General features: G+C 62.3%; 21 protein-coding genes, 1 other RNA gene and 2 pseudogenes. 6 read left to right on the top strand and 18 right to left on the bottom strand.

From position 1 onward, the window contains the following. Nucleotides 1-17: 17 nt before the first annotated feature. The 5 genes from X733_RS156890 to ssrS form a co-directional block, all read right to left on the bottom strand. Complete coding sequence (locus X733_RS156890) at nucleotides 18-779, bottom strand: TerC family protein (protein WP_023744972.1); 762 nt, start codon at nucleotides 777-779, stop codon at nucleotides 18-20. A gap of 70 nt (nucleotides 780-849) precedes the next feature. Beyond that, on the bottom strand, nucleotides 850-1,674 hold the full coding sequence (locus X733_RS156885) for a YmdB family metallophosphoesterase (protein WP_023726164.1): 825 nt from the start codon (nucleotides 1,672-1,674) through the stop codon (nucleotides 850-852). A 56-nt stretch (nucleotides 1,675-1,730) separates the two neighbouring features. After that, nucleotides 1,731-2,258: a DUF3592 domain-containing protein gene (locus X733_RS156880; RefSeq protein ID WP_196813713.1), complete on the bottom strand. Its 528-nt coding sequence runs from the start codon at nucleotides 2,256-2,258 to the stop codon at nucleotides 1,731-1,733. An 82-nt stretch (nucleotides 2,259-2,340) separates the two neighbouring features. Beyond that, complete coding sequence (locus tag X733_RS156875) at nucleotides 2,341-2,925, bottom strand: 5-formyltetrahydrofolate cyclo-ligase (protein ID WP_023698428.1); 585 nt, start codon at nucleotides 2,923-2,925, stop codon at nucleotides 2,341-2,343. A 92-nt stretch (nucleotides 2,926-3,017) separates the two neighbouring features. Beyond that, nucleotides 3,018-3,173, bottom strand: a non-coding RNA gene (gene ssrS / locus X733_RS1000000167775) — 6S RNA. A 149-nt stretch (nucleotides 3,174-3,322) separates the two neighbouring features. Here ssrS and X733_RS01000000166010 point away from each other — a divergent pair. Beyond that, a pseudogene (locus X733_RS01000000166010) lies at nucleotides 3,323-4,163 on the top strand (MoxR family ATPase). A gap of 43 nt (nucleotides 4,164-4,206) precedes the next feature. Here the strand turns inward: X733_RS01000000166010 and X733_RS156870 are convergent. Then, complete coding sequence (locus X733_RS156870; RefSeq protein WP_023818221.1) at nucleotides 4,207-5,745, bottom strand: MFS transporter; 1,539 nt, start codon at nucleotides 5,743-5,745, stop codon at nucleotides 4,207-4,209. Nucleotides 5,746-5,887: 142 nt separating this feature from the next. Between X733_RS156870 and X733_RS156865 the strand changes: the two genes are divergently transcribed. The 5 genes from X733_RS156865 to msrB all read left to right on the top strand — a co-directional run bounded on the left by X733_RS156865 (nucleotide 5,888) and on the right by msrB (nucleotide 9,267). Beyond that, on the top strand, nucleotides 5,888-6,751 hold the full coding sequence (locus tag X733_RS156865; protein WP_023737887.1) for a LysR family transcriptional regulator: 864 nt from the start codon (nucleotides 5,888-5,890) through the stop codon (nucleotides 6,749-6,751). A gap of 58 nt (nucleotides 6,752-6,809) precedes the next feature. Then, nucleotides 6,810-7,256 (top strand): GNAT family N-acetyltransferase, encoded by a 447-nt coding sequence (locus X733_RS156860; RefSeq protein WP_023818222.1) that lies wholly within the window; start codon nucleotides 6,810-6,812, stop codon nucleotides 7,254-7,256. A gap of 35 nt (nucleotides 7,257-7,291) precedes the next feature. Continuing rightward, a complete protein-coding gene (locus tag X733_RS0134325) occupies nucleotides 7,292-7,552 on the top strand; it encodes a type II toxin-antitoxin system HicB family antitoxin (protein WP_050485875.1) in 261 nt (86 codons plus the stop codon). A gap of 9 nt (nucleotides 7,553-7,561) precedes the next feature. Then, on the top strand, nucleotides 7,562-8,746 hold the full coding sequence (locus X733_RS156855; protein ID WP_023818223.1) for a VWA domain-containing protein: 1,185 nt from the start codon (nucleotides 7,562-7,564) through the stop codon (nucleotides 8,744-8,746). A gap of 110 nt (nucleotides 8,747-8,856) precedes the next feature. Then, nucleotides 8,857-9,267 carry a peptide-methionine (R)-S-oxide reductase MsrB gene (gene msrB / locus X733_RS156850; RefSeq protein WP_023818224.1) on the top strand — a complete coding sequence of 137 codons (411 nt, stop codon included), beginning with the start codon at nucleotides 8,857-8,859 and terminating at the stop codon, nucleotides 9,265-9,267. Nucleotides 9,268-9,329: 62 nt separating this feature from the next. Here the strand turns inward: msrB and X733_RS156845 are convergent, their stop codons facing one another. The 12 genes and pseudogenes from X733_RS156845 to X733_RS156790 all read right to left on the bottom strand — a co-directional run bounded on the left by X733_RS156845 (nucleotide 9,330) and on the right by X733_RS156790 (nucleotide 23,302). Further along, nucleotides 9,330-9,641: a hypothetical protein gene (locus X733_RS156845; RefSeq protein WP_031193151.1), complete on the bottom strand. Its 312-nt coding sequence runs from the start codon at nucleotides 9,639-9,641 to the stop codon at nucleotides 9,330-9,332. 7 nt (nucleotides 9,642-9,648) lie between these two features. Beyond that, the gene (locus X733_RS156840) at nucleotides 9,649-10,089 is read right to left on the bottom strand and encodes a hypothetical protein (protein ID WP_023728651.1); all 441 of its coding nucleotides are present in this window, start codon (nucleotides 10,087-10,089) and stop codon (nucleotides 9,649-9,651) included. Nucleotides 10,090-10,182: 93 nt separating this feature from the next. Further along, a complete protein-coding gene (locus X733_RS156835; protein ID WP_023668722.1) occupies nucleotides 10,183-10,443 on the bottom strand; it encodes a DUF2312 domain-containing protein in 261 nt (86 codons plus the stop codon). 149 nt (nucleotides 10,444-10,592) lie between these two features. Beyond that, nucleotides 10,593-14,051, bottom strand: a complete 3,459-nt coding sequence (gene pyc, locus X733_RS156830) for a pyruvate carboxylase (RefSeq protein ID WP_023818226.1) — start codon at nucleotides 14,049-14,051, stop codon at nucleotides 10,593-10,595. Nucleotides 14,052-14,333: 282 nt separating this feature from the next. Next, the gene (locus tag X733_RS156825) at nucleotides 14,334-15,455 is read right to left on the bottom strand and encodes a branched-chain amino acid ABC transporter substrate-binding protein (RefSeq protein ID WP_023668720.1); all 1,122 of its coding nucleotides are present in this window, start codon (nucleotides 15,453-15,455) and stop codon (nucleotides 14,334-14,336) included. 137 nt (nucleotides 15,456-15,592) lie between these two features. Further along, a complete protein-coding gene (locus X733_RS156820) occupies nucleotides 15,593-15,940 on the bottom strand; it encodes a DUF6867 family protein (RefSeq protein WP_023668719.1) in 348 nt (115 codons plus the stop codon). 112 nt (nucleotides 15,941-16,052) lie between these two features. Beyond that, nucleotides 16,053-16,781 (bottom strand): ABC transporter ATP-binding protein, encoded by a 729-nt coding sequence (locus X733_RS156815; RefSeq protein ID WP_023668718.1) that lies wholly within the window; start codon nucleotides 16,779-16,781, stop codon nucleotides 16,053-16,055. Between the two features lie 107 nt (nucleotides 16,782-16,888). Beyond that, nucleotides 16,889-17,908: pseudogene (locus X733_RS156810) on the bottom strand (ABC transporter ATP-binding protein); the annotation flags it as partial. Then, nucleotides 17,908-19,503: a high-affinity branched-chain amino acid ABC transporter permease LivM gene (livM, locus tag X733_RS156805; protein ID WP_023668716.1), complete on the bottom strand. Its 1,596-nt coding sequence runs from the start codon at nucleotides 19,501-19,503 to the stop codon at nucleotides 17,908-17,910. The pseudogene X733_RS156810 and the gene livM, both read right to left, overlap by 1 nt. A gap of 4 nt (nucleotides 19,504-19,507) precedes the next feature. Next, the gene (locus X733_RS156800; protein WP_023668715.1) at nucleotides 19,508-20,410 is read right to left on the bottom strand and encodes a branched-chain amino acid ABC transporter permease; all 903 of its coding nucleotides are present in this window, start codon (nucleotides 20,408-20,410) and stop codon (nucleotides 19,508-19,510) included. Between the two features lie 458 nt (nucleotides 20,411-20,868). Further along, nucleotides 20,869-21,870, bottom strand: coding sequence for a 4-hydroxyproline epimerase (locus tag X733_RS156795; RefSeq protein WP_023818228.1), 1,002 nt, complete (start codon nucleotides 21,868-21,870; stop codon nucleotides 20,869-20,871). Nucleotides 21,871-21,883: 13 nt separating this feature from the next. Next, nucleotides 21,884-23,302 carry an FAD-binding oxidoreductase gene (locus X733_RS156790; protein ID WP_280790518.1) on the bottom strand — a complete coding sequence of 473 codons (1,419 nt, stop codon included), beginning with the start codon at nucleotides 23,300-23,302 and terminating at the stop codon, nucleotides 21,884-21,886. Nucleotides 23,303-23,342: the final 40 nt, after the last annotated feature.

A 23,342-nucleotide genomic window follows, 5' to 3' on the forward strand; every position in this document is an offset into this window, starting at 1 on the left:
CCCCTGCGACGCCAGCCTCAATGCCCGCCGCCGGATTTCTTGCGCCGCCGCGCCAGCATGTTCAGGCCCTCGACCAGGGCGGAAAAGCCCATCGCCGCGTAGATGTAGCCCTTCGGCACATGATAGCCCATGCCGTCGGCGATCAGCGTCATTCCGATCATCAGCAGGAAGCCCAGCGCCAGCATGACGATGCTCGGGTTCTTGGCGATGAAGTTGGCCAGCGGCCCGGCCGCCAGCATCATCACGCTCACCGCCACGATCACGGCGATGTACATGATGGCAATCTCGTCGGTCATGCCGACGGCGGTGATGATCGAATCGATCGAAAAGACGAGATCGAGCAGCAGGATCTGGAAGATGGCGCCGGCAAGCGAGATCTGCAGCGTCTCGCCCATCATCGTATCCTTGTGGTCGTCGGGATCGACGGTGTGGTGGATTTCCTTGGTCGCCTTCCAGACCAGGAACAGGCCGCCGGCAATCAGGATCAGGTCGCGCCAGGAAAAGCCATGGCCGAACGCTGTGAACACCGGCGTCGTCAGCTGCACGATGATGGAGATGGTTGCGAGCAGCACCAGCCGCATGATCAGCGCCGCCGAGATGCCGAGACGGCGGGCGCGGGCGCGCTGCGCCTCAGGCAATTTGTTGGTCAGGATCGAGATGAAGATCAGATTGTCGATGCCGAGCACGACCTCGAGGACGATCAGCGTCAGCAACGCGACCCACGCGGTGGGGTCGGAAACAAATTGAAAATGCGGCGCCAGGAATTCAACGAGCTGCATGGAGGTCGTCCCCTCTACGATCTAGAGCAGTTTCGTCGCCAGTTAGGTACTATATTCCACCATATCAATGTCACGACCAGAAGGATGGCGCGGTTTCTTCAAGCCGCGGCCCGCGACGAAACGGCGCGATCTTTTCGGCCAGGCCCGTCCGGTCGGAAATGTCGACGCCGACGCCGCACAATGTCGCCGGTCCGGTGGCCGCCTCGAAGCGGCCTTTCGGAACTTTCGACAGGAAGCGGTTGAGCGGCTCTTCCTTGTCCATGCCGAGCGAGGAATCATAGTCTCCGCACATGCCGGCATCGGACATGTAGCCGGTGCCGCCATTGAGGATCTGGTGGTCGGCCGTCGGCTGGTGCGTATGGGTGCCGATGACGAGGCTGGCGCGGCCGTCGACGAAATGCGCGAAGCACATTTTCTCCGACGTCGCTTCGGCATGGAAGTCGATCACCACGGCATCGGCCTGCTCGCCCAGCGGACAGGCGGCAAGCTCGCGCTCGCCGGCCTGGAACGGATCGTCGAGCTCGGGATGCATGAACACCCGGCCCATGATGTTGGCGACCAGCACGCGCGCACCGTTTTTGGCGATATAGACGCCGGAACCGCGCCCCGGCGTGCCCTTGGGGAAGTTGGACGGGCGCAAGAAGCGCTCCTCGCGCGGCGCGAAGACCAGTGCGTCGCGCTGGTCCCAGACATGGTTGCCGGTGGTGACGACATCCGCACCGGCGGCGATGGTGTCGCGAAAAATGTCTTCGGTGATGCCGAAGCCGCCGGCGGCGTTCTCGCCATTGACGATGACGAAGTCGAGTTTGAAATCCGAGATCAGGCCGGGCAGTTGTTCCCACACCGCCGTACGTCCCGATTTGCCCACCATGTCGCCGAGGAAGAGAAGTCTCATGCCCACTTCTATCCAGAGGCACGGACGCTAGGCAAGCGCTACCCGGGCGATTGGCGCTAACGCCGGCCGAAAGTACCACGCTGCTGTTGAGACGGCTTTGCGCTCGCGCCCGCGACGCGAACTGCCGAAGGCATCATTGGTGACGCCGGCGGTGCGGCGCGTCCGCGCAGCCAGAAGAACCAGACGTAGAAAACAGTGAACCCACCAGTAGCGGCCAGGAGCAACAGCCCGCCGCGCCAGCCCTTCATCGCCGCGGTATCGAGGATCGATGGATTGGCAGGGTTGTAATACAACTCCACCGCGTCGCCTTTGGACGCCGTGTAGAGGCCGATGTCCTTTCCCTTGCCGGACCACGTCATCGGTGCATCGTTCGCGACATAGGTGACAGCGACGTTGATGCCTTTCGCGGTGAGGCCATTACCCTGGGCTTCGCTGTAGGAACTGACATCCGTCACTGTGGCAACCGTCTGATGCCAGGCGAACTGGTGGTGCAGGGCCGTTCCGGAAATGTGCAATGCCATCGCGAACAGCGTTACCGCGATGAGGACGAACGGCATCAGCAGGAAGCGTGCGAAGACAAACATGATGGCCGCCATCGGCTCGGACTGTGTTGCCGGAATACTATCCGGCACGTCTTGGAAACGCGTTAAGCGGGATCGCGGTCTTTTAAGCGATGTCGAAGCGGCGCAAACCGCTCTCGGTCAGTATTTCCGGGATGATGACGTCGTGCGCCTCATCCGGCACCAGACCCACCTCCTGGCAATCGAAAGCGATGCCGATCAGTCGTGGCGGCTGGCCCTTGTCGATCAGCCTGGCGATGGCGCGGTCGTAATAGCCGGCGCCATACCCGATGCGATGACCGCGGCTGTCGAAGGCCGCGAGCGGCACCAGCATCACCGCGGGATCGAGAACCTCGGCCTCCGCATGCGGACCGACCGTGCCAAAACCCATCTCGACCATCGGCGCGCCGCGCACCAGTTCGCGAAAGACGATGGTGGTCTTGTCGAGGATGGCCGGCAGGCAAAGCCTGGCCCCGTTCTCGCGCAAGGCGAACATCAGCGGCCTGACGTCGACTTCCGATCGCATCGGCCAGAAAGCTGAAACGATCTGACCCGGCTCGATGGCGAGGTGGTCGCGCGCCGTCTCGGCCATTTCAAGCGCGATCTCCACCCGCCACAGCGGATCGAGCGCATCGCGACGGCCGAGTGCCTCGAGGCGCAACTGCTTTTTCAGGTCTTTGGGAGATGTCATGCGCGGCCGATAGAAAAGGTCGGATCTGGGTGACGTTTCATGAGCGACGTTTTCTACCACATCATCCGCCAAACTGGGCGGATAGAGGTAAGTGACGATCCACACAACCGGTGGAGAGAGCGATCCCGGGAACCTACAAAGTAGGTGGGCGCCGTATGAGAAAACCCACGGGTCTTCCCAGGGACAGCTCCCTAAGGATCGTTAAGGCCCCGGGGAAAATGTTCTCCTGCCGGGAAGCGCAGACCGCCAAGCCCAATATAGGCGGCTGGTCGGTCAAGCGCTAGTGACATGAGCCGATGTTTCCATTTCGATCTCACACGCTTTGGTCGCAGCCGGCTCGCCCTTGCACAGGTCAAGCAGCGTCCTTACGCTCGCGCTGACCAACCGAGGAGCAAGTATGCGTTTCGAAGGCACGGCGGCCTATGTCGCCGACAAGGATCTGATGGTGGCGGTGAACGCCGCGATCGCGCTGGAGCGGCCGTTGCTGGTCAAGGGCGAGCCGGGCACCGGCAAGACCGAGCTTGCCAGACAAGTGGCATCGGCGCTCGGCCTCGACCTGATCGAATGGCACGTCAAGTCGACCACCCGTGCGCAGCAGGGACTGTATGAATATGATGCTGTCTCGCGGCTGCGCGACAGCCAGCTCGGCGATGCCAGGTTCAACGACATCAAAAACTACATCAAGCGCGGCAAGCTCTGGGACGCCTTCGCGGCCGGCAAGAAGGTCGTGCTGTTGATCGACGAGATCGACAAGGCCGATATCGAATTCCCCAACGACCTGCTGCAGGAACTCGATCGAATGGAGTTCTTCGTCTACGAAACCGGCGAAACGATCCGCGCCGCTGTGCGCCCCATCGTCATCATCACTTCCAACAATGAGAAGGAACTGCCCGACGCCTTCCTGCGCCGGTGCTTCTTCCACTACATCCGCTTTCCCGATGTCGACACGCTGCACAAAATCGTCGACGTGCACTATCCCGGCATAAAGCAGAATTTGGTGCGTGCTGCCCTGACCCAGTTCTACGAGATCCGCGATGTGCAGGGGGTTGAAGAAGAAGCCGTCGACCTCCGAGGCGCTCGACTGGATCCGCCTGCTGGTCGCCGACGACATCGCACCCGAGGATCTGCGCGCCGACCCCAGGAACGCGCTGCCGAAACTGCACGGCGCGCTGCTCAAGAACGAGCAGGACGTGCATCTGTTTGAGCGCCTTGCTTTCATGGCCAGGCGGCAGGGATAAGGATCGGCGGGCGGGCTGAGCGCTATGAGCGGGCTTCGGCCGATCACTCGGCCGCCGCAAGCCCTGTCTCCTGCGGCGCGACGCGCTTCGGCCCGAAGATGACGAAGCCGATGACCGACAGGGCGAGAACGCCGATCCCGCAATAGAGCATGACCCAGCCGAAACCATTGACCAGCGCGGCATGCACGATGGCGCCGGATGGGTCGAGGGCTGCGAGCTTCGGCGTCCCCTGCGCAAGGCCCTCCAGATTGCCGGTGGCGGCCCTTTCCGCCAGTGCCCGCAACTCATCCGGCTCCAAAGCCGCGCCGAGTGTGGCCCGCAGGTGGGAAACGATACCTTGCGTCAGCAGCAGGCCGAGCATCGCGATGTTGATAGCGAGCGTGATCAGGCGTGCGCTGATGTCGATGCCGGACGCCATGCCGGCACGATCCGGCGATACCGCGCCGGTCGTGGTATTGGTGGTCGGCGAATTGGTGAGACCGATGCCGATGCCTGCAATCAGCGTGCCGGGCAGCATGGTCAGCCAGGTGGCGCCCTCGAGCCTGGAGCCGATCCACATGGCGATGAAACCGATCCCTAGCGTCAGCAGACCGAGCGGGATGGCAATTCGTGCCTGATAGCGCGCGCGAATGCGCTCGGCGATCGGCGGCATCACCATGAACGGCAGCGTGTAGACGAGCAATAGCAGGCCGGTCGTCGTGCTGTCGTAGCCGAGAACGCCGGAATAATAGATCGGCAGATAGATGATGAACGGCCAGTAGCTGAAATTCATGCCGATGGCGCCCATGATCGCGCCGGAAAACTGGCGGATGCGGAACACGGAGAAATCGAACATCGGATAGGGATTGACCCTCTCGGCGACAAGGAAAGCGATGAACGCAGCCACGGAGGCTGATATCACGCCGATGCGGGCGCTGGTCCCGAGATCCGCACCCTGCGTAATCAGATAGGAGAAGCCGAACACAGAAGCCGACAGCGTCAGCATGCCGGCCCAGTCGAGCTTCTGGGCATTGTGATCGCGCGATTGCGTGACACCGGCGCCGATAAAGGCGAGCGCCAGGATCGCCAGCGGCACGTGGATGAGGAACACCCATTGCCAGTTCGACAGCGCCACGATCAAGCCACCGATGGCGGGCCCGAAACCGAGCCCGATGCCTGAGACGACGCTCCAGGCGACGAAAGCCTTGCCGCGTTCGCGGCCGTCCTGGGACTGATGCGACAGCACGGCGACGCTGCAGGTCAGCATCGCGCCGCCGGCGAGACCTTGCAGGAAGCGGGCGGCGATCAGCAGCGCCGCACTCGGCGCTAGGCCGCACAGCAGCGAGGCGAGGCCGAAGGCGACGGTGGTGATCACCATCACGCTCTTGCGGCCGAAACGGTCGGCCAATGTCCCCGTCGCCATAAGCACTGTCGTGCAGGCGATGGTGTAGGCATTCATGATCCACTGCAAATCCCTGAAATTGGCGGCGAGCACGCTTTCCAGTTTCGGCAGGATCACCGGCACGCTGGAGATTTCGAGCCCGAACAGCAGCGACGCCAGGCACACGCCGGTGAGCGCTATGGTGTTTCGTTGAATTGGCATATCGATCTCTTTCCATCCGAGCATGAGGCGCTCTTCAAACCGCGACCAGTTTGAGATAGAGGAGACTCGACCATGAAAAAAGGCTATGCTCGGCTATATCAGAAATGACAAAACGGAATGATTGGCCCAATGGAGTGCTGCGATGACCAGTCTTGATGTGGACGCCGTACGAACCTTTGTGATGGTGGCCGATCTGCAGAGCTTCACCCAGGCGGCCACGGCGCTGGGCAGCACCCAGGCGACAATCAGCGTCAAGCTGCGCCGTCTTGAGGAAAAGCTCGGCGCGCGATTGATCGAAAGAACGCCGCGCCGCGTAAGCCTGTCGGCACGAGGCGCCGTCTTCCTCCCCGCCGCGCGTGACTTCCTTGCCGCGCACGAGCGCGCCATGGCGGAGTTTGCGTCAGCACCGTGCCGGCTTGCGCTCGGCTTTGTCGATCATGCCGCCGGTCCGGCGCTGTCCATTCTGATTGCCCAGCTCCATGCGCACGATCCATCGCTGACGCTCAGTTTGAGGATCGATACCAGCACGGTGCTCAAGGAAGCTTTCGATCACGGCGAGCTCGATGCAGTCATCGTGCACCGCGAAGGCGACAGCCGTCCTGGCCGGACCTTGTCGCGCAACCACTATGGCTGGTTCGCAGCACCTTCCTTCGAGTGGCAGCGCGGAACGCCGTTGCGCCTCGCGCTCTTAAGCACCGTGTGCAACTGTCCGGATCGTGTGCGGGCGGTCGAGGCGCTGGACAAAGCAGGCATCGCCTGGGAGGAGGCCTTCGTCGGCGGCGGCGGCGCGGCCGTCAACATTGCGATATCGGCGGGCTTTGCCGTTTCGGCGCTGGCTCACTGCGTCGCTCCGCCCGGCCTGATCGAGGTTGGCCGCAAGCTCGGCCTGCCGTCGCTTGACCCTTCCGAAGTGGTGCTGCATTCGCACAATCTGGCGCCGCGCGCGCGTGACGCGCTGCAGATGCTGGCGACCGCATTTCGCGAGTACAATTCGCCGGTGGATTAGGCGATGGTGTTTCCGATCTGATTCCGCCGGAATCCGATAAGGCTTTGGAGGAACCGAAATGACCGAGATCACCGTCCGCCCGCTGGCGCTGGCCGACCATGCCGACTGGCGGCGGCTGTGGACTGCCTACCTCACCTTCTACGAGACCAAGCTGCCGGACGAGGTCTACGACATCACCTGGAAACGACTGTTCACGGAAGGTGAATTCGAACCGAAGGGGTTTATCGCCACGCTCGACGGCAATGCGGTCGGCCTGACCCATTTTCTCTATCACCGCTCCGGCTGGTCGGAGAAAAACAACTGCTACCTGCAGGACCTGTTCGCCGACCCTGATGTGCGCGGCAAGGGCATCGGTGCGGCCCTCATTGAAGCGGTCAAGCAGGCAGCCGGCAAGATCGGCGTCAAGAACGTCTATTGGATGACCCACGAAACCAACGCCACAGCGCGCAAGCTCTACGACCATGTCGCGCGGCGGACAGGGTTTATCGAGTATGATCTGCTATGATGCGAGCGCGATCGAAATAACGCGGAAGGAGCCGAATGATCCGCTATGTCGGAATCCTGGATGGCAGTGACGGCGTTTGGGGAGTGCGGATGCCCGATCTCGCCGGCTGCCACGGGGCCGGCGCAAACCCGGCTGAAGCGATAGCCGATGCCGCGTCGGCTATGCGCGAATGGGCGGAAGCCCGCATCGCAAAGCACTTGCCCATGCCCAACCCACGTACTGTGGCAAATCTTCTGCAATCCGGCGAAATCGACAGTGCCCGTGGCGACTCCGCCGTGACCGTTCGGCATAGATAACGGCCAACCATGTTCCTCCCCTTCTTTCTCGAACTAAAGGCCGCGCGGGTTCCCGTTTCGCTCAGGGAATATCTGTCGCTGCTGGAAGGGCTGGAGGCCGGGCTGGTCGACTATGACGTCCAGGGTTTTTACTACCTCGCCCGCGCCGCGCTTGTGAAGGACGAACGCCATATCGACCGCTTCGACCAGGTGTTTGCGCATGTCTTCAAGGGGATCGAGGCGCTCACCGGCCCCGATGCCATCGGTGTCGCCAACATCCCTGAGGAATGGCTGCGCCGGCTCGCCGAAAAGCACCTGACCGAGGAAGAGAAGAAACTGATCGAGGCGCTCGGCGGTTTCGACAAGCTGATGGAGACACTGAAGCAGCGGCTGGAGGAACAGAAAGGCCGCCACCAGGGCGGCTCGAAATGGATCGGCACCGGCGGCACTTCGCCTTTCGGCGCCTATGGCTACAATCCCGAAGGCGTGCGCATCGGCCAGCATGAAAGCCGCAATGGCCGTGCGGTGAAAGTCTGGGACAAGCGCGAGTTCAAAAATTTCGACGACGCCGTCGAGCTCGGCACCCGCAACATCAAGGTGGCGCTGAAGCGCCTGCGTCGCTGGGTGCGCGAGGGTGCGGAGGAAGAGTTCGACCTGCCCGGCACCATCCATGCCACCGCCGAGCACGGCTATCTCGACGTGCAGACGCGCCCCGAACGGCGCAACGCCGTGAAGCTCTTGATGTTCTTCGATGTCGGCGGCTCGATGGACGACCACATCAATAGCGTCGAGGAGCTGTTTTCGGCCGCCCGCGCCGAATTCCGCCAGCTCGAATATTTTTACTTCCACAACTGCCTTTACGAGGGCGTCTGGAAGGACAACCGGCGCAGGCATGCCGAGACCATCCCGACCTTCGATCTGCTTCACAAATACGGCCCCGACTACAAGGTGATCGTCGTCGGCGATGCCTCGATGAGCCCTTACGAGATCGCGCATCCCGGCGGTTCGGTCGAGCATTGGAACACGGAAGCCGGCAGTGTCTGGCTTGGCCGCCTCATCCAGCAATGGCCGAATGCGGTCTGGCTGAACCCCGAAAATCAGAAAAACTGGGGCTTCACCCATTCGATCGCGATGATCCGCGATCTCTTCGGCGGCCGCATGTTCCCACTGACGCTGGCCGGGTTGGAAGCCGCGACCAAGCAGCTTTCACGCTAGCATTGAGGATTCGAGCACATCTCGGTGCTGGGCAGACATGTAACAAATGCCTATGTTGGGACGAAAACAGATTGCAACCAACAACAAGCCGCCAAGGCTGAGGAGATCAAATGGACACCCACACCCACACCTACCCCGTTACCCGCACCGACGCTGAATGGCGAGCCCGGCTGACCCCGGAGCAATATGCCGTCATGCGCGGCCACGGCACCGAACGGCCCGGAAGCTGCGCCCTGCTCTATGAAAAGCGCGCCGGCACCTTTTCCTGTGTCGGCTGCGACCAGCCGCTGTTCGAATCCAAGCTCAAGTTCGAGAGCGGCACCGGCTGGCCGAGCTTCAACGACCCGGTGCCCGGTTCGGTCGAAAACACCGTCGACCGCAGCTACGGCATGGTCCGCACCGAATGCCACTGCGCCCGCTGCGGCAGCCATCTCGGCCATGTCTTCGAGGACGGCCCGCCGCCGACCGGCCTGCGCTATTGCATCAACGGCGTGGCGCTGAAATTCGAGCCGGCGGCTTAAGCCGCAGCTTGACCACCATCTTCAAAGGGCGGCTTCGGCCGCCCTTTTTCGTGTCAATCTTCTCAGACAACCACCACCAGGATCAGCCAAAGCGTAGCCCCGAGCGTCATCAACGAAGCCTTGGCGCCACTGGATTTTTCCGTGGTTCGCCAGACGGCAAACGTCAGAAAGATGTTGTAGGGCACGGGCGCGAAATGCACCGCCAGGACGACGGCGAGCGGCAGCTTCAAGCCGAGCAGAATGAGCGCGGCCACCGACGAGGCGATGTTGATCGCCGTGCCGACAAGGACTAGATCGCGCCAGAACAACCGCTCGACCGGCACCGCGCCTTGCCAGCGCGAGCCGAAGAAGGATCCGATGCTTTGCCCCAACACCTGATAGCTATCCCTCTCCCAGCACGTCGGTGACGGCGCGCTCGAAGCGCGAGCATTCCGTCACCAGCCAGTCGGCCATGGCCGGCCAGTTGTCCTCGGCATAGCAGTTCACCCGCCACATCGAATTGATGCCGAGGCCCTCGCAGCTCTGCTCCGGCCTGAGCTTCAGCCTGTCTTCGATTGCCGGTTGGAACGGCTTCAGCCGCGACCAGACCCCGGTCGCGCCGAACTTCTCGTTACGGCCGAAAAAGACGCCAACTTGGCTTTGCGCCGGCGCGACATACATGGACAGGACCAGAGCGAAGTCAGGCAGCCCGCGCTGCCAGAACCAGGGTCCGCGCCGCGCCATGGAAGCGCGTTCCTCCGGATGCCGTTCGGCGAACAGCGCCCAGAAGCTGCGTTGGCGGAATTCAGAGGCGCGGCGGGCGCCGAAGTCGAATTCGCTCATGGTTCGATGCCCGTTCCAGCATCATTCCTTGGCCCGAGACTGTTTCGAAATTCGCTCCGGCGATATCAACCGGAGTAGAATTTCCAGACAGCCTTACACCATGCCGAGCGCGGCCTTGTAGAGATCGAGGATGGTTTCCTCTTCCTGGCGCTCGGCCTGGTCCTTCTTGCGCAGCCGGATGATCGACCGCATCGCCTTGGTGTCGAAGCCGGTGCCCTTGGCCTCGGCGAACACTTCCTTGATGTCGTCGGCGATGGTCTTCTTTTCTTCCTCGAGCCGCTCGATGCGCTCGATGAAGGCGCGCAACTGGCCGGCGGCAACAGTCTGGCTGGTATCTGTGATGTCGTCGGCCATGTTTTTCTCCGCTACTTTTTAAGCACCGCGATTCTGGCGCGGTAAATTGGGAGCGGGTTCGATGCCCGAGCAGGCGCGGCGGGTCAAGCCATTATCGATGCTCCATTAACGGCTGCTGCCAGCCGTCCCCAGTGTGATGGATCCGCGCGTCAGCCAAACGCGATCAACAGATCCTTCGCATCGATCTGATCGCCGGCCTTGACCAGCACTTCGGCCACTGTGCCGTCGCGCTCGGCATGCAGGGCCGTCTCCATCTTCATGGCTTCGATCGACAACAGCACGTCGCCGGCCTTGACCGCTTGGCCGGCGGCAACCGCAAGGGCGGAGACCACGCCCGGCATCGGCGCGCCGACATGCGCCTCGTTGCCGGGCTCGGCCTTGCGCCGAGCCTTGGCCGCCGAGGCGCCATGCGCCCTGTCCGGCACCCGGACACGGCGCGGCTGGCCGTTGAGCTCGAAGAACACGGTGACCATGCCCTTCTCATCGACGTCGCCGATCGCAAGGCAGCGCACCACAAGCGTCTTGCCTTTTTCGATGTCCAGGAAGATCTCGTCTTCGGACTTCATGCCGTAGAAATAGGTCGGCGTCGGCAGCACACTGACCGGCCCGTAGGTTTCCTGCGCGGCGGCGAAGTCGGTAAACACTTTCGGATACATCAGCCAGGAGGCGAATTCGTACTCCGAGAGCTTGCGCTCCAGCTTCTGCTCGATCTCCTTGCGGCTGGCCTTGAGGTCGGCTGGCTTGAGCAGCGAGCCCGGCCGCACGGTGATCGGCTTGCTTTCCTTCAGTGCCTTCTTCTGCAGCTTCGCAGGCCAGCCGCCGGGCGACTGGCCGAGATCGCCGCGCAGCATCGAGACGACCGAGTCCGGGAAGGCGATGTCCTTGGCCGGGTTTTCGACGTCGGCAACGGTCAGATCCTGGCTCACCATCATCAGCGCCATGTCGCCGACCACCTTGGACGACGGCGTCACCTTGACGATGTCACCGAACATCAAATTGACGTCGTGATAGGCTTGTGCCACCTCGTGCCAACGCGTTTCCAGCCCGAGCGAACGCGCCTGCTCCTTGAGGTTGGTGAACTGGCCGCCCGGCATTTCGTGCAGATAGACTTCCGAGGCTGGCCCCTTGAGATCGCTTTCGAAGGCCGCATACTGGTTGCGCACCGCTTCCCAGTAGAAGGAGATGTTGCGGATCCATTGCGGATCGAGGCCGGGATCGCGCTCGGTTCCCTTCAGCGCCTCGACGATCGAGCCCAGGCAAGGCTGCGAGGTGTTGCCGGAGAAGGAATCCATCGCCGCGTCGATGGCGTCGACGCCACTTTCCACGCTCGCCAGCACCGTCGCCGCCGACAGGCCTGACGTGTCGTGGGTGTGGAAATGGATCGGCAGGTCGGTGGCTTCGCGCAGCGCCTTGAACAGCACGCGGGCGGCGGCAGGCTTCAAAAGCCCGGCCATGTCCTTGACGGCGATGATATGGGCGCCGGCTGCCTGCAATTCTTTCGCCAACCCGACATAGTATTTAAGGTCGTATTTGGCGCGCGCCGGATCGAGGATGTCGCCGGTGTAGCAGATCGCCGCTTCGACCAGCTTGCCCTCCGCGCCCACCGCGTCCATGGCGACGCGCATATTCTCGACCCAGTTCAGGCAGTCGAAGACGCGGAACAGGTCGACCCCACCGGCCGCTGCCTGGCTGACGAAATGTTGCACGACATTGTCGGGATAGTTGGTGTAGCCGACGCCATTGGCGCCGCGCAGAAGCATCTGCAGCAAAAGGTTGGGGGCCGCTTCGCGCACTTTGCTCAACCGCTCCCACGGATCCTCGGTGAGGAAGCGCATGGCGACGTCGAAAGTGGCGCCGCCCCAGCATTCCAGCGACAGCAGCCGCGGCAGCGCCCGCGCATAGGTGCCGGCGATGCCGGCAATGTCATGCGTGCGCATGCGGGTGGCGAGCAGCGACTGGTGACCGTCGCGCATCGTCGTGTCGGTGACAAGCACCTCTTTTTGCTCACGCATCCAGGCAGCGAATTTCTCCGGCCCCAACGCGTCTAGCTTCTGCTTGCTGCCATCAGGCACATTGCCGTTGAGATAGGGCACGACAGGCGCTGCCGCATCGGCCTTGGGCATCGGACGGCCGCGGGTTTCGGGATGGCCGTTGACGCTGACGTCGGCCAGATAGTTGAGCAGCTTGGTGGCGCGGTCCTGCCGCTTCACCTGCGCGAACAGCTCCGGCGTCGTGTCGATGAACCTGGTCGTATAGGAATTGTCGGCGAAGCGCGGGTGGTTGATGATTGCCTCGAGGAAGGTGAGGTTGGTCGCCACGCCGCGGATGCGGAACTCGCGCAAGGCCCGGTTCATGCGGGCGATCGCCTCGGCCGGTGTCGGCGCCCAGGCAGTCACCTTCTCCAGCAGCGGATCGTAGAAGCGGGTGATGACCGCGCCCGAATAGGCGGTGCCGCCGTCGAGGCGGATGCCGAAACCGGCGGCTTCGCGATAAGCGGTGATGCGGCCGTAGTCCGGAATGAAACTATGCTCCGGATCCTCGGTCGTGATGCGGCACTGCAGCGCATGACCGTTCAGCCTGATGTCGGCCTGCGCCGGCACGCCCGACTCTTTCGTGCCGATGGCAAAGCCGTCCAGTATGTGGATCTGCGCCTTGACGATGTCGATGCCGGTCACCTGCTCGGTCACGGTGTGCTCGACCTGGATGCGCGGATTGACCTCGATGAAGTAGAACTTGCCGGTGTCGGCGTCCTGCAGGAATTCCACCGTGCCGGCGCCGATATAGCTGGTCTCCCGCGCGATCTTGAGCGCATAGCCGCAAAGCTCCTGGCGCAATACCTCGCTGAGATAGGGCGCCGGCGCCCGTTCGACGACCTTCTGGTTGCGGCGCTGGATCGAGCAGTCGCGCTCGAACAGATGTACAGCGTTGCCATGCGTGTCGCCGAGCACCTGGACTTCGACATGGCGGGCGCGCTCGATCAGCTTTTCGAGATAGACCTCGTCCTTGCCGAAGGCGGCCTTGGCCTCGCGCTTGCCTTCCATCACCTCGCGGGCGAGGTCGGCTTCCGTGCGGATGGCGCGCATGCCGCGCCCGCCCCCGCCCCACGATGCCTTGAGCATCACCGGATAGCCGACTGTCTTGGCGAGCTGCTTGACTGCTTCCATGTCGTCCGGCAGCGGTTCGGTTGCCGGCACCACCGGCACGCCGACCTCGATGGCCAGATTGCGCGCGGCGACCTTGTTGCCGAGCCGGCGCATCGTGTCGGGCTTCGGCCCTATGAAAGTGATGCCGGCCTCGGCGCAGGCATCTGCGAATTCAGGGCTTTCCGACAGGAGGCCATAGCCCGGGTGGATGGCGTCGGCGCCGGACAATCTGGCGACCCGGATCACTTCCTCGATCGACAGATAGCTTTCGATCGGCCCCATGTCCCTGGCCAGATGCGGCCCGCGCCCGACCTGGTAGCTTTCATCGGCCTTGAACCGATGAAGCGAATATTTGTCCTCCTCGGCCCAGATCGCCACGGTTTTGAGGCCGAGCTCGTTGGCCGCGCGAAAGACGCGGATGGCAATTTCGGACCTGTTGGCGACGAGGATCTTCGTGATGGCCAAGGAAGGAGGCTCCGGACAGGGAGGGATGGGGCGGAGGCATGATTAACGCGAAAATGCTGCAGTGCAACCAAAATCGAGGAGAGATTAAACCGATTTAAATGCGATTCTAGCACCACGGCTCGAAAAGCTGCGTGCGATTGGCGCCGCGAGGTGACGCTAATTGTCGTGCCCGCGCAAAGTCGACCCCGGCTAACGGCTTGTTCAGCCACCCTCGCTGCCGCCCTGTCACCAACAAAAATGCCCGGCGCGAGCGCCGGGCATTCCATAGAGCTGCGTTCCGAATTACGACTTCGGGAACCAGGAGATCTTGCCGTCCGGACCCTTCTTCCATTCGTACATGATGTAGCCCGGGAGCTTCGGATCGCCCTTCGCGTCATAGGCGAGATCGCCAAGAACGGTCTTGAACGGGCCCTTCTCGTGCAGCGCCTTGGCCACTTCCACGGGGTCGTTCGACTTGGCCACGGCAGCAGCCTCGGCGATCACCTGCATGGCGGCGTAGGAGTAGAGAGTGTAGGCTTCCGGCTCGAAGCCCTGAGCGCGGAACTTCTCGACCAGTGCCTTGTTCTCGGGGATCAGGCGCGGATCGGGACCGAAGGTGTTGAGCGTGCCGATAACCGCATCGCCGGCGATCGCAGCCAGCTCGTCGGTGACGATGCCGTCGCCCGACATCAGGGTAGCCTTGAGGCCCTGGTCCGCCGACTGGCGGATGATCAGGCCGGCTTCGGTATGCAGGCCGCCCCAATAGATCAGGGTAACACCGGCGTCCTTCATCTTGGCAATCAGCGCCGAGAAGTCCTTGTCGCCGACATTGACGCCTTCATACATGACTTCGGTCAGGCCGGCTGCGTTCATCGCCTTCTTGGTCTCGTCGGCAAGGCCCTGACCATAGGGGGTCTTGTCGTGGATGACGGCAACCTTGGCGTCCTTGAAGTTGGTCGCGATATAGCCGCCGGCGATGCCGCCCTGCTGGTCATCGCGTCCGCAGGTGCGGAACACGTTCCACAGGCCGCGCTCGGTGAATTTCGGGTTGGTCGCCGCAGGCGTCACTTCGACGATGTTGTTGTCGACGTAGACTTCCTGCGAAACCGGGATCGAGACGCCCGAGTTGAAGTGGCCGATCACGAATTTCACGCCGTCGCCGACGAACTTGTTGCCGACCGAAATGCCCTGCTTCGGATCCGAGACGTCGTCGCCGACTTCGAGCTTGATCTGCTCGCCGTTCATGCCGCCTGCTGCGTTGATGTCGGCAACGGCCGCTTCCGCACCCTTCTGCAGCTGCGCACCGAAGGCCGCATTCGGACCGGTGATCGGACCTGCGACGCCGACGATAACGTCAGCCCATGCATTGCCACCGAACGCGACAAGCGCGGTCAGGGCAACGGCGGACAAAAGTGATTTCTTCATTTAAACGCTCCCATTTACGAGGTGGGCGTGGATGAAACTTTCATGCGATGCCCACCCTTATCGCAGAAAGCGTACTTTGCCGATTTTCAGGCCCTTGTCACGCCGATTCATCCCCGGAACGGCGTTAATGATGAACGTCAACCTTTCGGTTTCCAGCTTAAGATCGAAGCCCGTTCGTAAAGCCAATTATACTGCGTCACCATCTGGTTCGTACGCGTGTATTGATACCCGACAAATCCCAATATCATGAGCACGATTGTGTCCACGACATAGTATTGCAGCGAAAACATCGTGCCGCCGAACAAGGCATGATGGATGAACCTGATGCCTATGCCGAGACCCAGCAGATAGGCGAACAGCGCCGGCAGGCTGCGCCATGTCTGGGCGCTGGCCTTGCCGGTCATCCATGCCGCCCAGCCGCCGAGCAGACAGGTGACGAAGAAGAACTGCCAGATGGAAGGTTCCTCGTGAAGAATGCCTTGCATGATGAAGACTCCCTAGCATGATCCCGAAAAGTTGCAGACTTTTCGGACAAAGGTCATGCGACAAACAAACAAGTTGGAGCGGAATTCCGTATGCATACATTCCGCTCCAAAATCAGTGATGGCCGCCTTCGAGATAGGCCGCCCGCACTTCCGGATTGGCGAGCAATTCCTTGCCTGTGCCGCTCATGGTCACGTTGCCGTTGACCATGACATAGCCGCGCGTGGCGAGTTTGAGCGCGCCGAAGGCGTTCTGCTCGACCAGGAACACGGTCAGCCCTTGCGTGCGGTTCAGCTCGCGGATGGCATCGAAGATCTGCTTGACGATCAGCGGCGCCAGACCCAGCGACGGCTCGTCGAGCAGCAGCAGCTTCGGCCGCGCCATCAGCGCACGTCCGATCGACAGCATCTGCTGCTCGCCGCCCGACAGCGTGCCGCCGCGCTGGGCAATGCGCTCCTTGAGGCGCGGGAACAGCGCGAACACCTTCTCAGCATCTTCGTCATAGTGCTTGAGATTGTCGAGACCGGCGCCCATCTGCAGGTTTTCCATCACCGTCATGCGCGGGAAAATGCGCCTGCCTTCCGGCGACTGCGCAATGCGCATGCGGGCGATCTCGTGCGTCGGCATCTGGGTGATGTCGGTGCCGGCGAAAGTGATTGAGCCGGCACGGGCGCGCGGCGCACCGAAGATGGTCATCATCAGCGTCGACTTGCCGGCACCGTTCGCACCAATCAGCGCGACGATCTCGCCCTGGTTGACGTGGACATCGACGCCGTTCAGCGCCTTGATGTTGCCGTAGTAGGTCTCGACGCCCTTGATGTCGAGGAGCGTTGTCTCGGCCATCACTTACGCCCTCCGCGCGGCTTGCCTGTCGGGGATCTGGTGGCCGCCGGCTTGGACTTGGCCGTTAGACGCTCGGACGGTGCTCTTGGCGCGGAGTTGGCTCTTGTATCGTATTGGGTGGCCTTTGAAGCTCCCTTCGACACTGTGACCCGCTCGCCCTGGCTGTGGCCGATCGTGTCGCTTACCGGGCCGGCGAGATAGGAAGACGATGTGCCTAGTCCGTGAGCCGAATCCGGCCCGATGTCCAGCTGCTCGATGACGTCTTCATCGCCGACCTCGGTCAGCACCGTCTCGACCTCCTCGTCGTCGACGCCGAGATAGGCGGCGATGACGCGCGGGTCGGTACGCACCGATTGCGGGCTGCCGTCGGAAATCTTGCGGCCATATTCAAGCACCACGACATGGTCGGAAATCTGCATGACCACCGACATGTCATGTTCGATCAGCAGGATCGAGGTACTGCTCTTGATGTCCATCAGCAGCGAATTCAGCGCAGCCGACTCCTTCGGATTGAGACCGGCCGCAGGCTCGTCGAGGCACAGAAGTTCGGGCCCTGTGCACATGGCGCGCGCAATCTCGAGGCGCCGCTGCGCGCCATAGGGCAGGTCGCCGGCCGGATCGTCGGCGCGATCGACAAGGTCGGCCTTCTCCAGCCAGTGCTTGGCAAGCTCCACCGATTCAGCCGAGGCTCTGCGGTAGCCGCCGATCCCGAACAGGCCCAGGATCGTATAGCCGGATGCCTTCATCAGCTTGTTGTGCTGGGCAACCAGCAGATTCTCCAGCAGCGTCATGCCCGAGAACAGGCGGATGTTCTGGAAGGTGCGCGCCACCTTGGCGCGCGCCGGGATCTCATGATTGGGCAGCCGTTCGAGCAGGAAGCTCGAGCCGTCGGCCCGGTTGAGCGTAATCATGCCTTCCGACGGCTTGTAGAAGCCGGTGATGCAATTGAAGACGGTGGTCTTGCCGGCGCCATTGGGTCCGATCAGAGCGGTGATCTCGCCGCGCTTGGCCTGGAACGACAGATCGCCGATGGCGATCAGGCCGCCGAACTTCATCGAAAGATGCTCGACCTGGAGGATGGCGTCTTTCATACCCGGATTGGTCTTCTGAATGGAGGTCGCGCTCATCAGCCGTGCCCTTCCTTGGTGAAGGAGGAGGAGACCGCTTTTCGTTCACTGAGGAAGGCCGTCGGTTCACGGCTGCCGACAAAGCCGCGCGGCTTCCACAGCATGACGATGACCATCGCCATGCCGAACAAAAGCATGCGGTAAAGCTCCGGCGTGAAATCTTTTCCGAAGACACTTTTCAGGAAATCGAGTTCGCGCAGCGCCTCGGTGCCGCCGATCATCACCAGCGCGGCGACCGCGATGCCGACCAGCGAGCCCATGCCGCCGAGCACCACGATGGCCAGGATGATCGCCGATTCCAGGAAGACGAAGGATTCAGGGCTGACGAAGCCTTGCCGTGCGGCGAAGAAGGCGCCGGCAAAACCGCCGAACATGGCGCCGGTGGCAAAGGCGGTGAGCTTGGTGGTGGTGGTGTTGATGCCAAGCGAGCGGCAGGCAATCTCGTCCTCGCGCAGCGCCTCCCAGGCGCGGCCGACAGGCATGCGCCTGAGCCTGATGGTGACGAAGGCGGTCAGCAGCGCCAGCCCGAGAATGAGATAGTAGAGGAAGATCTTGTAGTAGGCGCTTGACTGGGCGATGTGCAGCACCTTGCCGATATAGTTCGGGTCGGTCGAATTAAACGTCATCAGGCCGAAGAAGGTGACCTTCGGGATGCCGGAGATGCCGGCCGAGCCGTTGGTGACTTCACGCCAGTTGATCAGCACCAGGCGGATGATCTCGCCGAAGGCCAGCGTCACGATCGCCAGGTAATCGCCACGAAGCCTGAGCACCGGAAAGCCGAGCATAACGCCCCAGAAGGCGGCCATGGCGCCGGCGGCGGGCAGCAGGATCCAGAACGACAGGCCGTATTGCGAACCGAGCAACGCATAGGCATAGGCACCGACCGCGTAAAAGGCGACGTAGCCGAGATCGAGCAGGCCGGCGAGGCCGACGACGATGTTCAGCCCCCAGGCCAGCATCACATAGATCAGGATCTGGATGCCGAAATTGTCGACCCACTTCAACGAGCCCTGCAGGCCGCCGGTTATCGACCACGCGTAGATCGACAGCACCACGACGACGAGGATCGGGTATAGCACCAGCGCCGCAATCCCGAGCTTGGTGAAATTGGCGTGGATGAAGGAGCGGAAATAGAAGATCACGCAAGCGAGCGCGTAAATGACGGCCAATGCGCGCAGGAACTGAAGGTAGCCGGCCAGATCGGGTCCCACCAACACCGGCAGGGCGCTGCCGAACGCAACCAGGACAACCGCCAACACGACGGCGACGATGAAGGCCGGAAGCAGGAAGAAGCGCGACGCGACGCTCGCCGGCAACAGGCCGGTGGCGACATTGGTGATCTTCTGATTGGCCATGAACGGCTGGCCATATGCAATGTAGAAGAAGCGGCCAAGCATGGTCAGCACGACCACGGTGATGAGCAGCAACCAGCGCTGCACCAGGATCAGCTGGTTGCTTATGTTCTGGTCGGTCTTCAGGCCGATGAAGAGAATGAACAACCCCAGCGAGATGGCGCCGGCATAGAACGCTTCGCGCAATGCACGCTGCACGGGGGAGGCGACGGTGTCGCGCTCCGAGGATACGGAAACCGCCATTGTCTCAGACCTTTTCGACTTCTGGCCGGCCCAAAATGCCGGAAGGCAGGAAGATCAGCACGATCGCCAGGATCGAGAACGCCGCGACGTCCTTGTAGTCGATCGAGAAATACGCCGACCACATGCTCTCGATGAAGCCGATCAAAAGCCCGCCAAGCACCGCGCCCGGCAGAGACCCGATGCCGCCGAGAACGGCCGCGGTGAAGGCCTTGACCCCCGGCACAAAGCCGTCGGAAAAGGCGATGACGCCGTAATACATCAGGAACAACGTGCCCGCGACGGCCGCAAGCGCTGCACCCATGATAAAGGTGATCGAGATCGTACGGTCGACATCGACACCGAGCAGCGCCGCCATCTTGCGGTCCTGCTCGCACGCCCTTTGCGCCCGGCCGAGGGAAGTCCTGTTGACCAGGTACCAGAACAGCGCCAGCAGCAGGGCGGTAACGACGACGATGATGATCTGCTTCAGCGACACGCTGATGCCGTTGATGTTGTAGACTTGGCTGACCATCGGCGGGATCGGCTTGTTGCGCGGACCTTGCGTCACCTGGATGAAGTTCGACAGCGCGATCGACATGCCGATGGCGGTGATCAGCGGCGCCAGCCGGAACGAACCGCGCAGCGGCCGGTAGGCCACCTTCTCGATCGTCCAGTTGTAGAGGCTGGTGAGCAGCATCGCCACGATCATCATGATCAGCAGCGCCAGGACGACCGGGACCGAATAGAACAAGGAGCCGAGGATGAGGAAGACAACGAGGGCGGCGAATGCCCCGACCATGAAAATGTCGCCGTGGGCGAAGTTGATCATGCCGATGATGCCGTAGACCATCGTGTAGCCGATTGCGATCAGCCCATAGATCGATCCCAGCGTCAGCCCATTGATAAGCTGCTGGACAAAGTACTGCATGTGTACATGGCTCCCCTGGAATGTCGCCCATGCAGACGCATTCCTTTTCGTATTTCCCCTAGTCGTAAAGTTTCGAGCCCGGATTGCAACGTGATTTTTCAAACGTCGAGCGTGTTTTGCCGGCACGCCTTCCGATTGCCCGTTTTTTTGCTCCCGACCCCTGGACTATCGCGGACCCTATCATTGGCATAACGCAATGTCTTTGACGATTCAGCCGGGCCAGCGACCTCATTTCGAAGAAATCCCGGTCAAAATTCGGTGATGAGACGAATCCTTGCGTTGTTGGCGGGTTTCGTTTTTTAGCCACATTCCGTACTGACCAGCTGCAACATGGGTTACTTCCCGACTTATGGCGGTGGATGCCTCGCCCAACGCGCTAACCTTTCGCTGACTGGTTTGCCAAGAGGTCCCGCTCTGGGTCCAAGTTGGTCTCGGTGGATGATCGGCAGCCTACCGTATCACTTAACCACAAAACCGTGCGCGAACGGATCGCGGTCGTCGATGAAGATGGTGTTCAGGCCGGTCATCCGGGCCCAGCCGCCTATCGAAGGAATGATGGCCGGCTTGCCGGCAACAGTGACGTCCCTCTCGACCTTGCCCTTGAACAGCGAGCCGATGATCGATTCGTGGACAAAACTGTCGCCGGCCTTGAGCTTGCCCTTGGCATGGAGCTGCGCCATGCGCGCCGAGGTGCCGGTGCCGCAAGGTGAGCGGTCGATCGCCTTGTCGCCATAGAAGACGGCGTTGCGCGCATCCGCGCCCGCCACTGTCGGCTCGCCGGTCCACAGCATGTGGGACAGCCGGTTGATGCCGGGGTTTTCCGGATGCACGAACGAGTACTTCTCGTTGAGCCGCTGCCGCACCACAGGGCTCCAGGCGATGAAATCGCTGGCGGAATAATCAGCCATGTCGCGAAAATTCGCCTGCGGCTCGACGATGGCGTAGAAATTGCCGCCATAGGCGACATCGACAGTGATCTCGCCAAGCTGCGGGCAGTCGACCGTCAGTCCCTCGGCATAAAGGAAGGACGGTACATTGGTGATGCGCACCTCCTCGACATAGTCGCCGACTTGTTTGTATTCGGCGATAACCAGCCCGGCCGGTGTGTCAAGCCGGAGCACGCCGGGTGTCTTCGGCTTGATCAGCCCATGTTCGATGGCCATCGTCACCGTGCCGATCGTGCCGTGGCCGCACATCGGCAGGCAGCCGGAGGTCTCGATGAACAGGATGGCTATGTCGCAATCGTCGCGAGTCGGCGGATAGAGGATCGAGCCCGACATGACATCGTGGCCGCGTGGCTCGAACATCAGCCCGGTGCGGATCCAGTCATACTCCGCCAGGAAATGCGCCCGCCGCTCCATCATCGTCGGCCCCTGAAGCAAAGGGCCGCCGCCGGCGACCAGCCGCACCGGATTACCGCAGGTATGGCCGTCGATGCAAAAGAAGGATTTTTTGGCCATGATTTCCTCGAACTCAAAACCGTTGCGGGCTGAAGGGAGCAAGATCGATCGGCGAAGTTTGCCCGAGAACAAGATCGCGGATCAAGCGGCCGCTGGCCGCCGCCTGGGTCAGGCCGAGATGGCCATGGCCAAAGGCGTAGACGACGTTGGACGCGGTGCGCGCCGTGCCGATGACGGGCAACGAATCCGGCAGCGACGGGCGACACCCCATCCACTCGCGGCCACCTGACGCGTCCAGCCCCGGAAGGAATTGTCTGGCTTTTTCCAGCATGGCCTTCGAACGCGCAAAATTCGGCGGCCGGTCGAGACCGCCCAACTCGACGGCGCCGCCGACGCGCAAGCCCGTCTCGAGTGGCGTGATGACGAAGCCATGGCCGGAAAAGATCAGCATCCGCTGCACGTCGAAAGCGGTCTTCGGCAGTGTCGTGTTGTAGCCGCGCTCGGTTTCGAGCGGGATGGTGTCGCCAAGCGCCTTCGTCAGCAGATGCGACCATGCCCCGGCGGCCACGACAAGATGTCTTGCCTGCCTGGTCGTGCCGTCGGTCAGCGCCAGCGTCGCGCCATCAGGATTGGCGGCGACGCGCTCTATGCGCGCCTTTTCGAAACGCGCGCCCAACCCTTCGGCATAGGCCCACACCCCCTTGCCGAGCAGTTTCGGATCGGCGACGGTCTTCCAGCCCGGCACGAAGGTGCCCTTGATGAAGCGCGGCGACAGTCCCGGCTGCAGCGGCGCCAGTTCGTCGCCTTCGACATGGCGAAAGCCGATGCCGAAGCGCTCGCGCGCCGCCCAGCCCGGCAGCCCGGCCTGAAATTCGGCCTCGCTTTCATAAAGCTCCAGCGAGCCGTCCTCGCGCAGCATCAGCCGCGTGCCGGAACGGTCGAGCAGGCCCATCCATTCAGCCTCGGCGAGCTTCATCATGCCTGCCTGAGCAGCAAGGCTCGCCTCATATTTTTCTGGTGCGCCAGCGCGCCAGAAGCGCAACAGCCAAGGCAACAGCTTCGGCAAGTAGGCCGGCGGGATGCTGAGTGGCCCGAGCGGATCGGCAAGCCATTTCGGCAAGTGCCGCATCATGCCCTTATGCGCCAGCGGCAGCACGTCGGAGAAGGCGAAGGCGGCGGCATTGCCGGAGCTCGTCTCCTCGCAGATGCCGGTGCGGTCGAAGACCGTGACGCTGCGCCCGGCCTCGGCCAGCATGGCCGCCGCGCAGATGCCGACAATGCCGCCACCGACAATGGCGATATCTACCCCTTCTCCCCGTTCACGGGGGTGAGGAGTGGTCCGCGAAGCGGTGGAAAAGCCGACTGCTTGGCTTTCCGAACGACGAACGCCCGGAGCGCCAGCGAAGGGCTGCGGGGCCCGAAGGGCGGATGAGGGGCGGCGGCCCTCCTCTGTGTCCCTGGAATTTCCTTGCACGTCGGCGCTGCCCCTCATCTGGCTGCCGCCATCTTCTCCCCGTGCACGTGCACGGGGA

Source organism: Mesorhizobium sp. L2C066B000, from assembly GCF_000502335.1.
Lineage (GTDB): Bacteria > Pseudomonadota > Alphaproteobacteria > Rhizobiales > Rhizobiaceae > Mesorhizobium.

Coding starts and splice junctions, on each gene's coding strand:
- X733_RS156890 (WP_023744972.1), bottom strand. CDS start 779: ATGCAGCTCGTTGAATTCCTGGCGCCGCATTTTCAATTTGTTTCCGAC.
- X733_RS156885 (WP_023726164.1), bottom strand. CDS start 1,674: ATGAGACTTCTCTTCCTCGGCGACATGGTGGGCAAATCGGGACGTACG.
- X733_RS156880 (WP_196813713.1), bottom strand. CDS start 2,258: ATGTTTGTCTTCGCACGCTTCCTGCTGATGCCGTTCGTCCTCATCGCG.
- X733_RS156875 (WP_023698428.1), bottom strand. CDS start 2,925: ATGACATCTCCCAAAGACCTGAAAAAGCAGTTGCGCCTCGAGGCACTC.
- X733_RS156870 (WP_023818221.1), bottom strand. CDS start 5,745: ATGCCAATTCAACGAAACACCATAGCGCTCACCGGCGTGTGCCTGGCG.
- X733_RS156865 (WP_023737887.1), top strand. CDS start 5,888: ATGACCAGTCTTGATGTGGACGCCGTACGAACCTTTGTGATGGTGGCC.
- X733_RS156860 (WP_023818222.1), top strand. CDS start 6,810: ATGACCGAGATCACCGTCCGCCCGCTGGCGCTGGCCGACCATGCCGAC.
- X733_RS0134325 (WP_050485875.1), top strand. CDS start 7,292: ATGATCCGCTATGTCGGAATCCTGGATGGCAGTGACGGCGTTTGGGGA.
- X733_RS156855 (WP_023818223.1), top strand. CDS start 7,562: ATGTTCCTCCCCTTCTTTCTCGAACTAAAGGCCGCGCGGGTTCCCGTT.
- msrB (WP_023818224.1), top strand. CDS start 8,857: ATGGACACCCACACCCACACCTACCCCGTTACCCGCACCGACGCTGAA.
- X733_RS156840 (WP_023728651.1), bottom strand. CDS start 10,089: ATGAGCGAATTCGACTTCGGCGCCCGCCGCGCCTCTGAATTCCGCCAA.
- X733_RS156835 (WP_023668722.1), bottom strand. CDS start 10,443: ATGGCCGACGACATCACAGATACCAGCCAGACTGTTGCCGCCGGCCAG.
- X733_RS156825 (WP_023668720.1), bottom strand. CDS start 15,455: ATGAAGAAATCACTTTTGTCCGCCGTTGCCCTGACCGCGCTTGTCGCG.
- X733_RS156820 (WP_023668719.1), bottom strand. CDS start 15,940: ATGCAAGGCATTCTTCACGAGGAACCTTCCATCTGGCAGTTCTTCTTC.
- X733_RS156815 (WP_023668718.1), bottom strand. CDS start 16,781: ATGGCCGAGACAACGCTCCTCGACATCAAGGGCGTCGAGACCTACTAC.
- livM (WP_023668716.1), bottom strand. CDS start 19,503: ATGGCGGTTTCCGTATCCTCGGAGCGCGACACCGTCGCCTCCCCCGTG.
- X733_RS156800 (WP_023668715.1), bottom strand. CDS start 20,410: ATGCAGTACTTTGTCCAGCAGCTTATCAATGGGCTGACGCTGGGATCG.
- X733_RS156795 (WP_023818228.1), bottom strand. CDS start 21,870: ATGGCCAAAAAATCCTTCTTTTGCATCGACGGCCATACCTGCGGTAAT.
- X733_RS156790 (WP_280790518.1), bottom strand. CDS start 23,302: ATGAGGGGCAGCGCCGACGTGCAAGGAAATTCCAGGGACACAGAGGAG.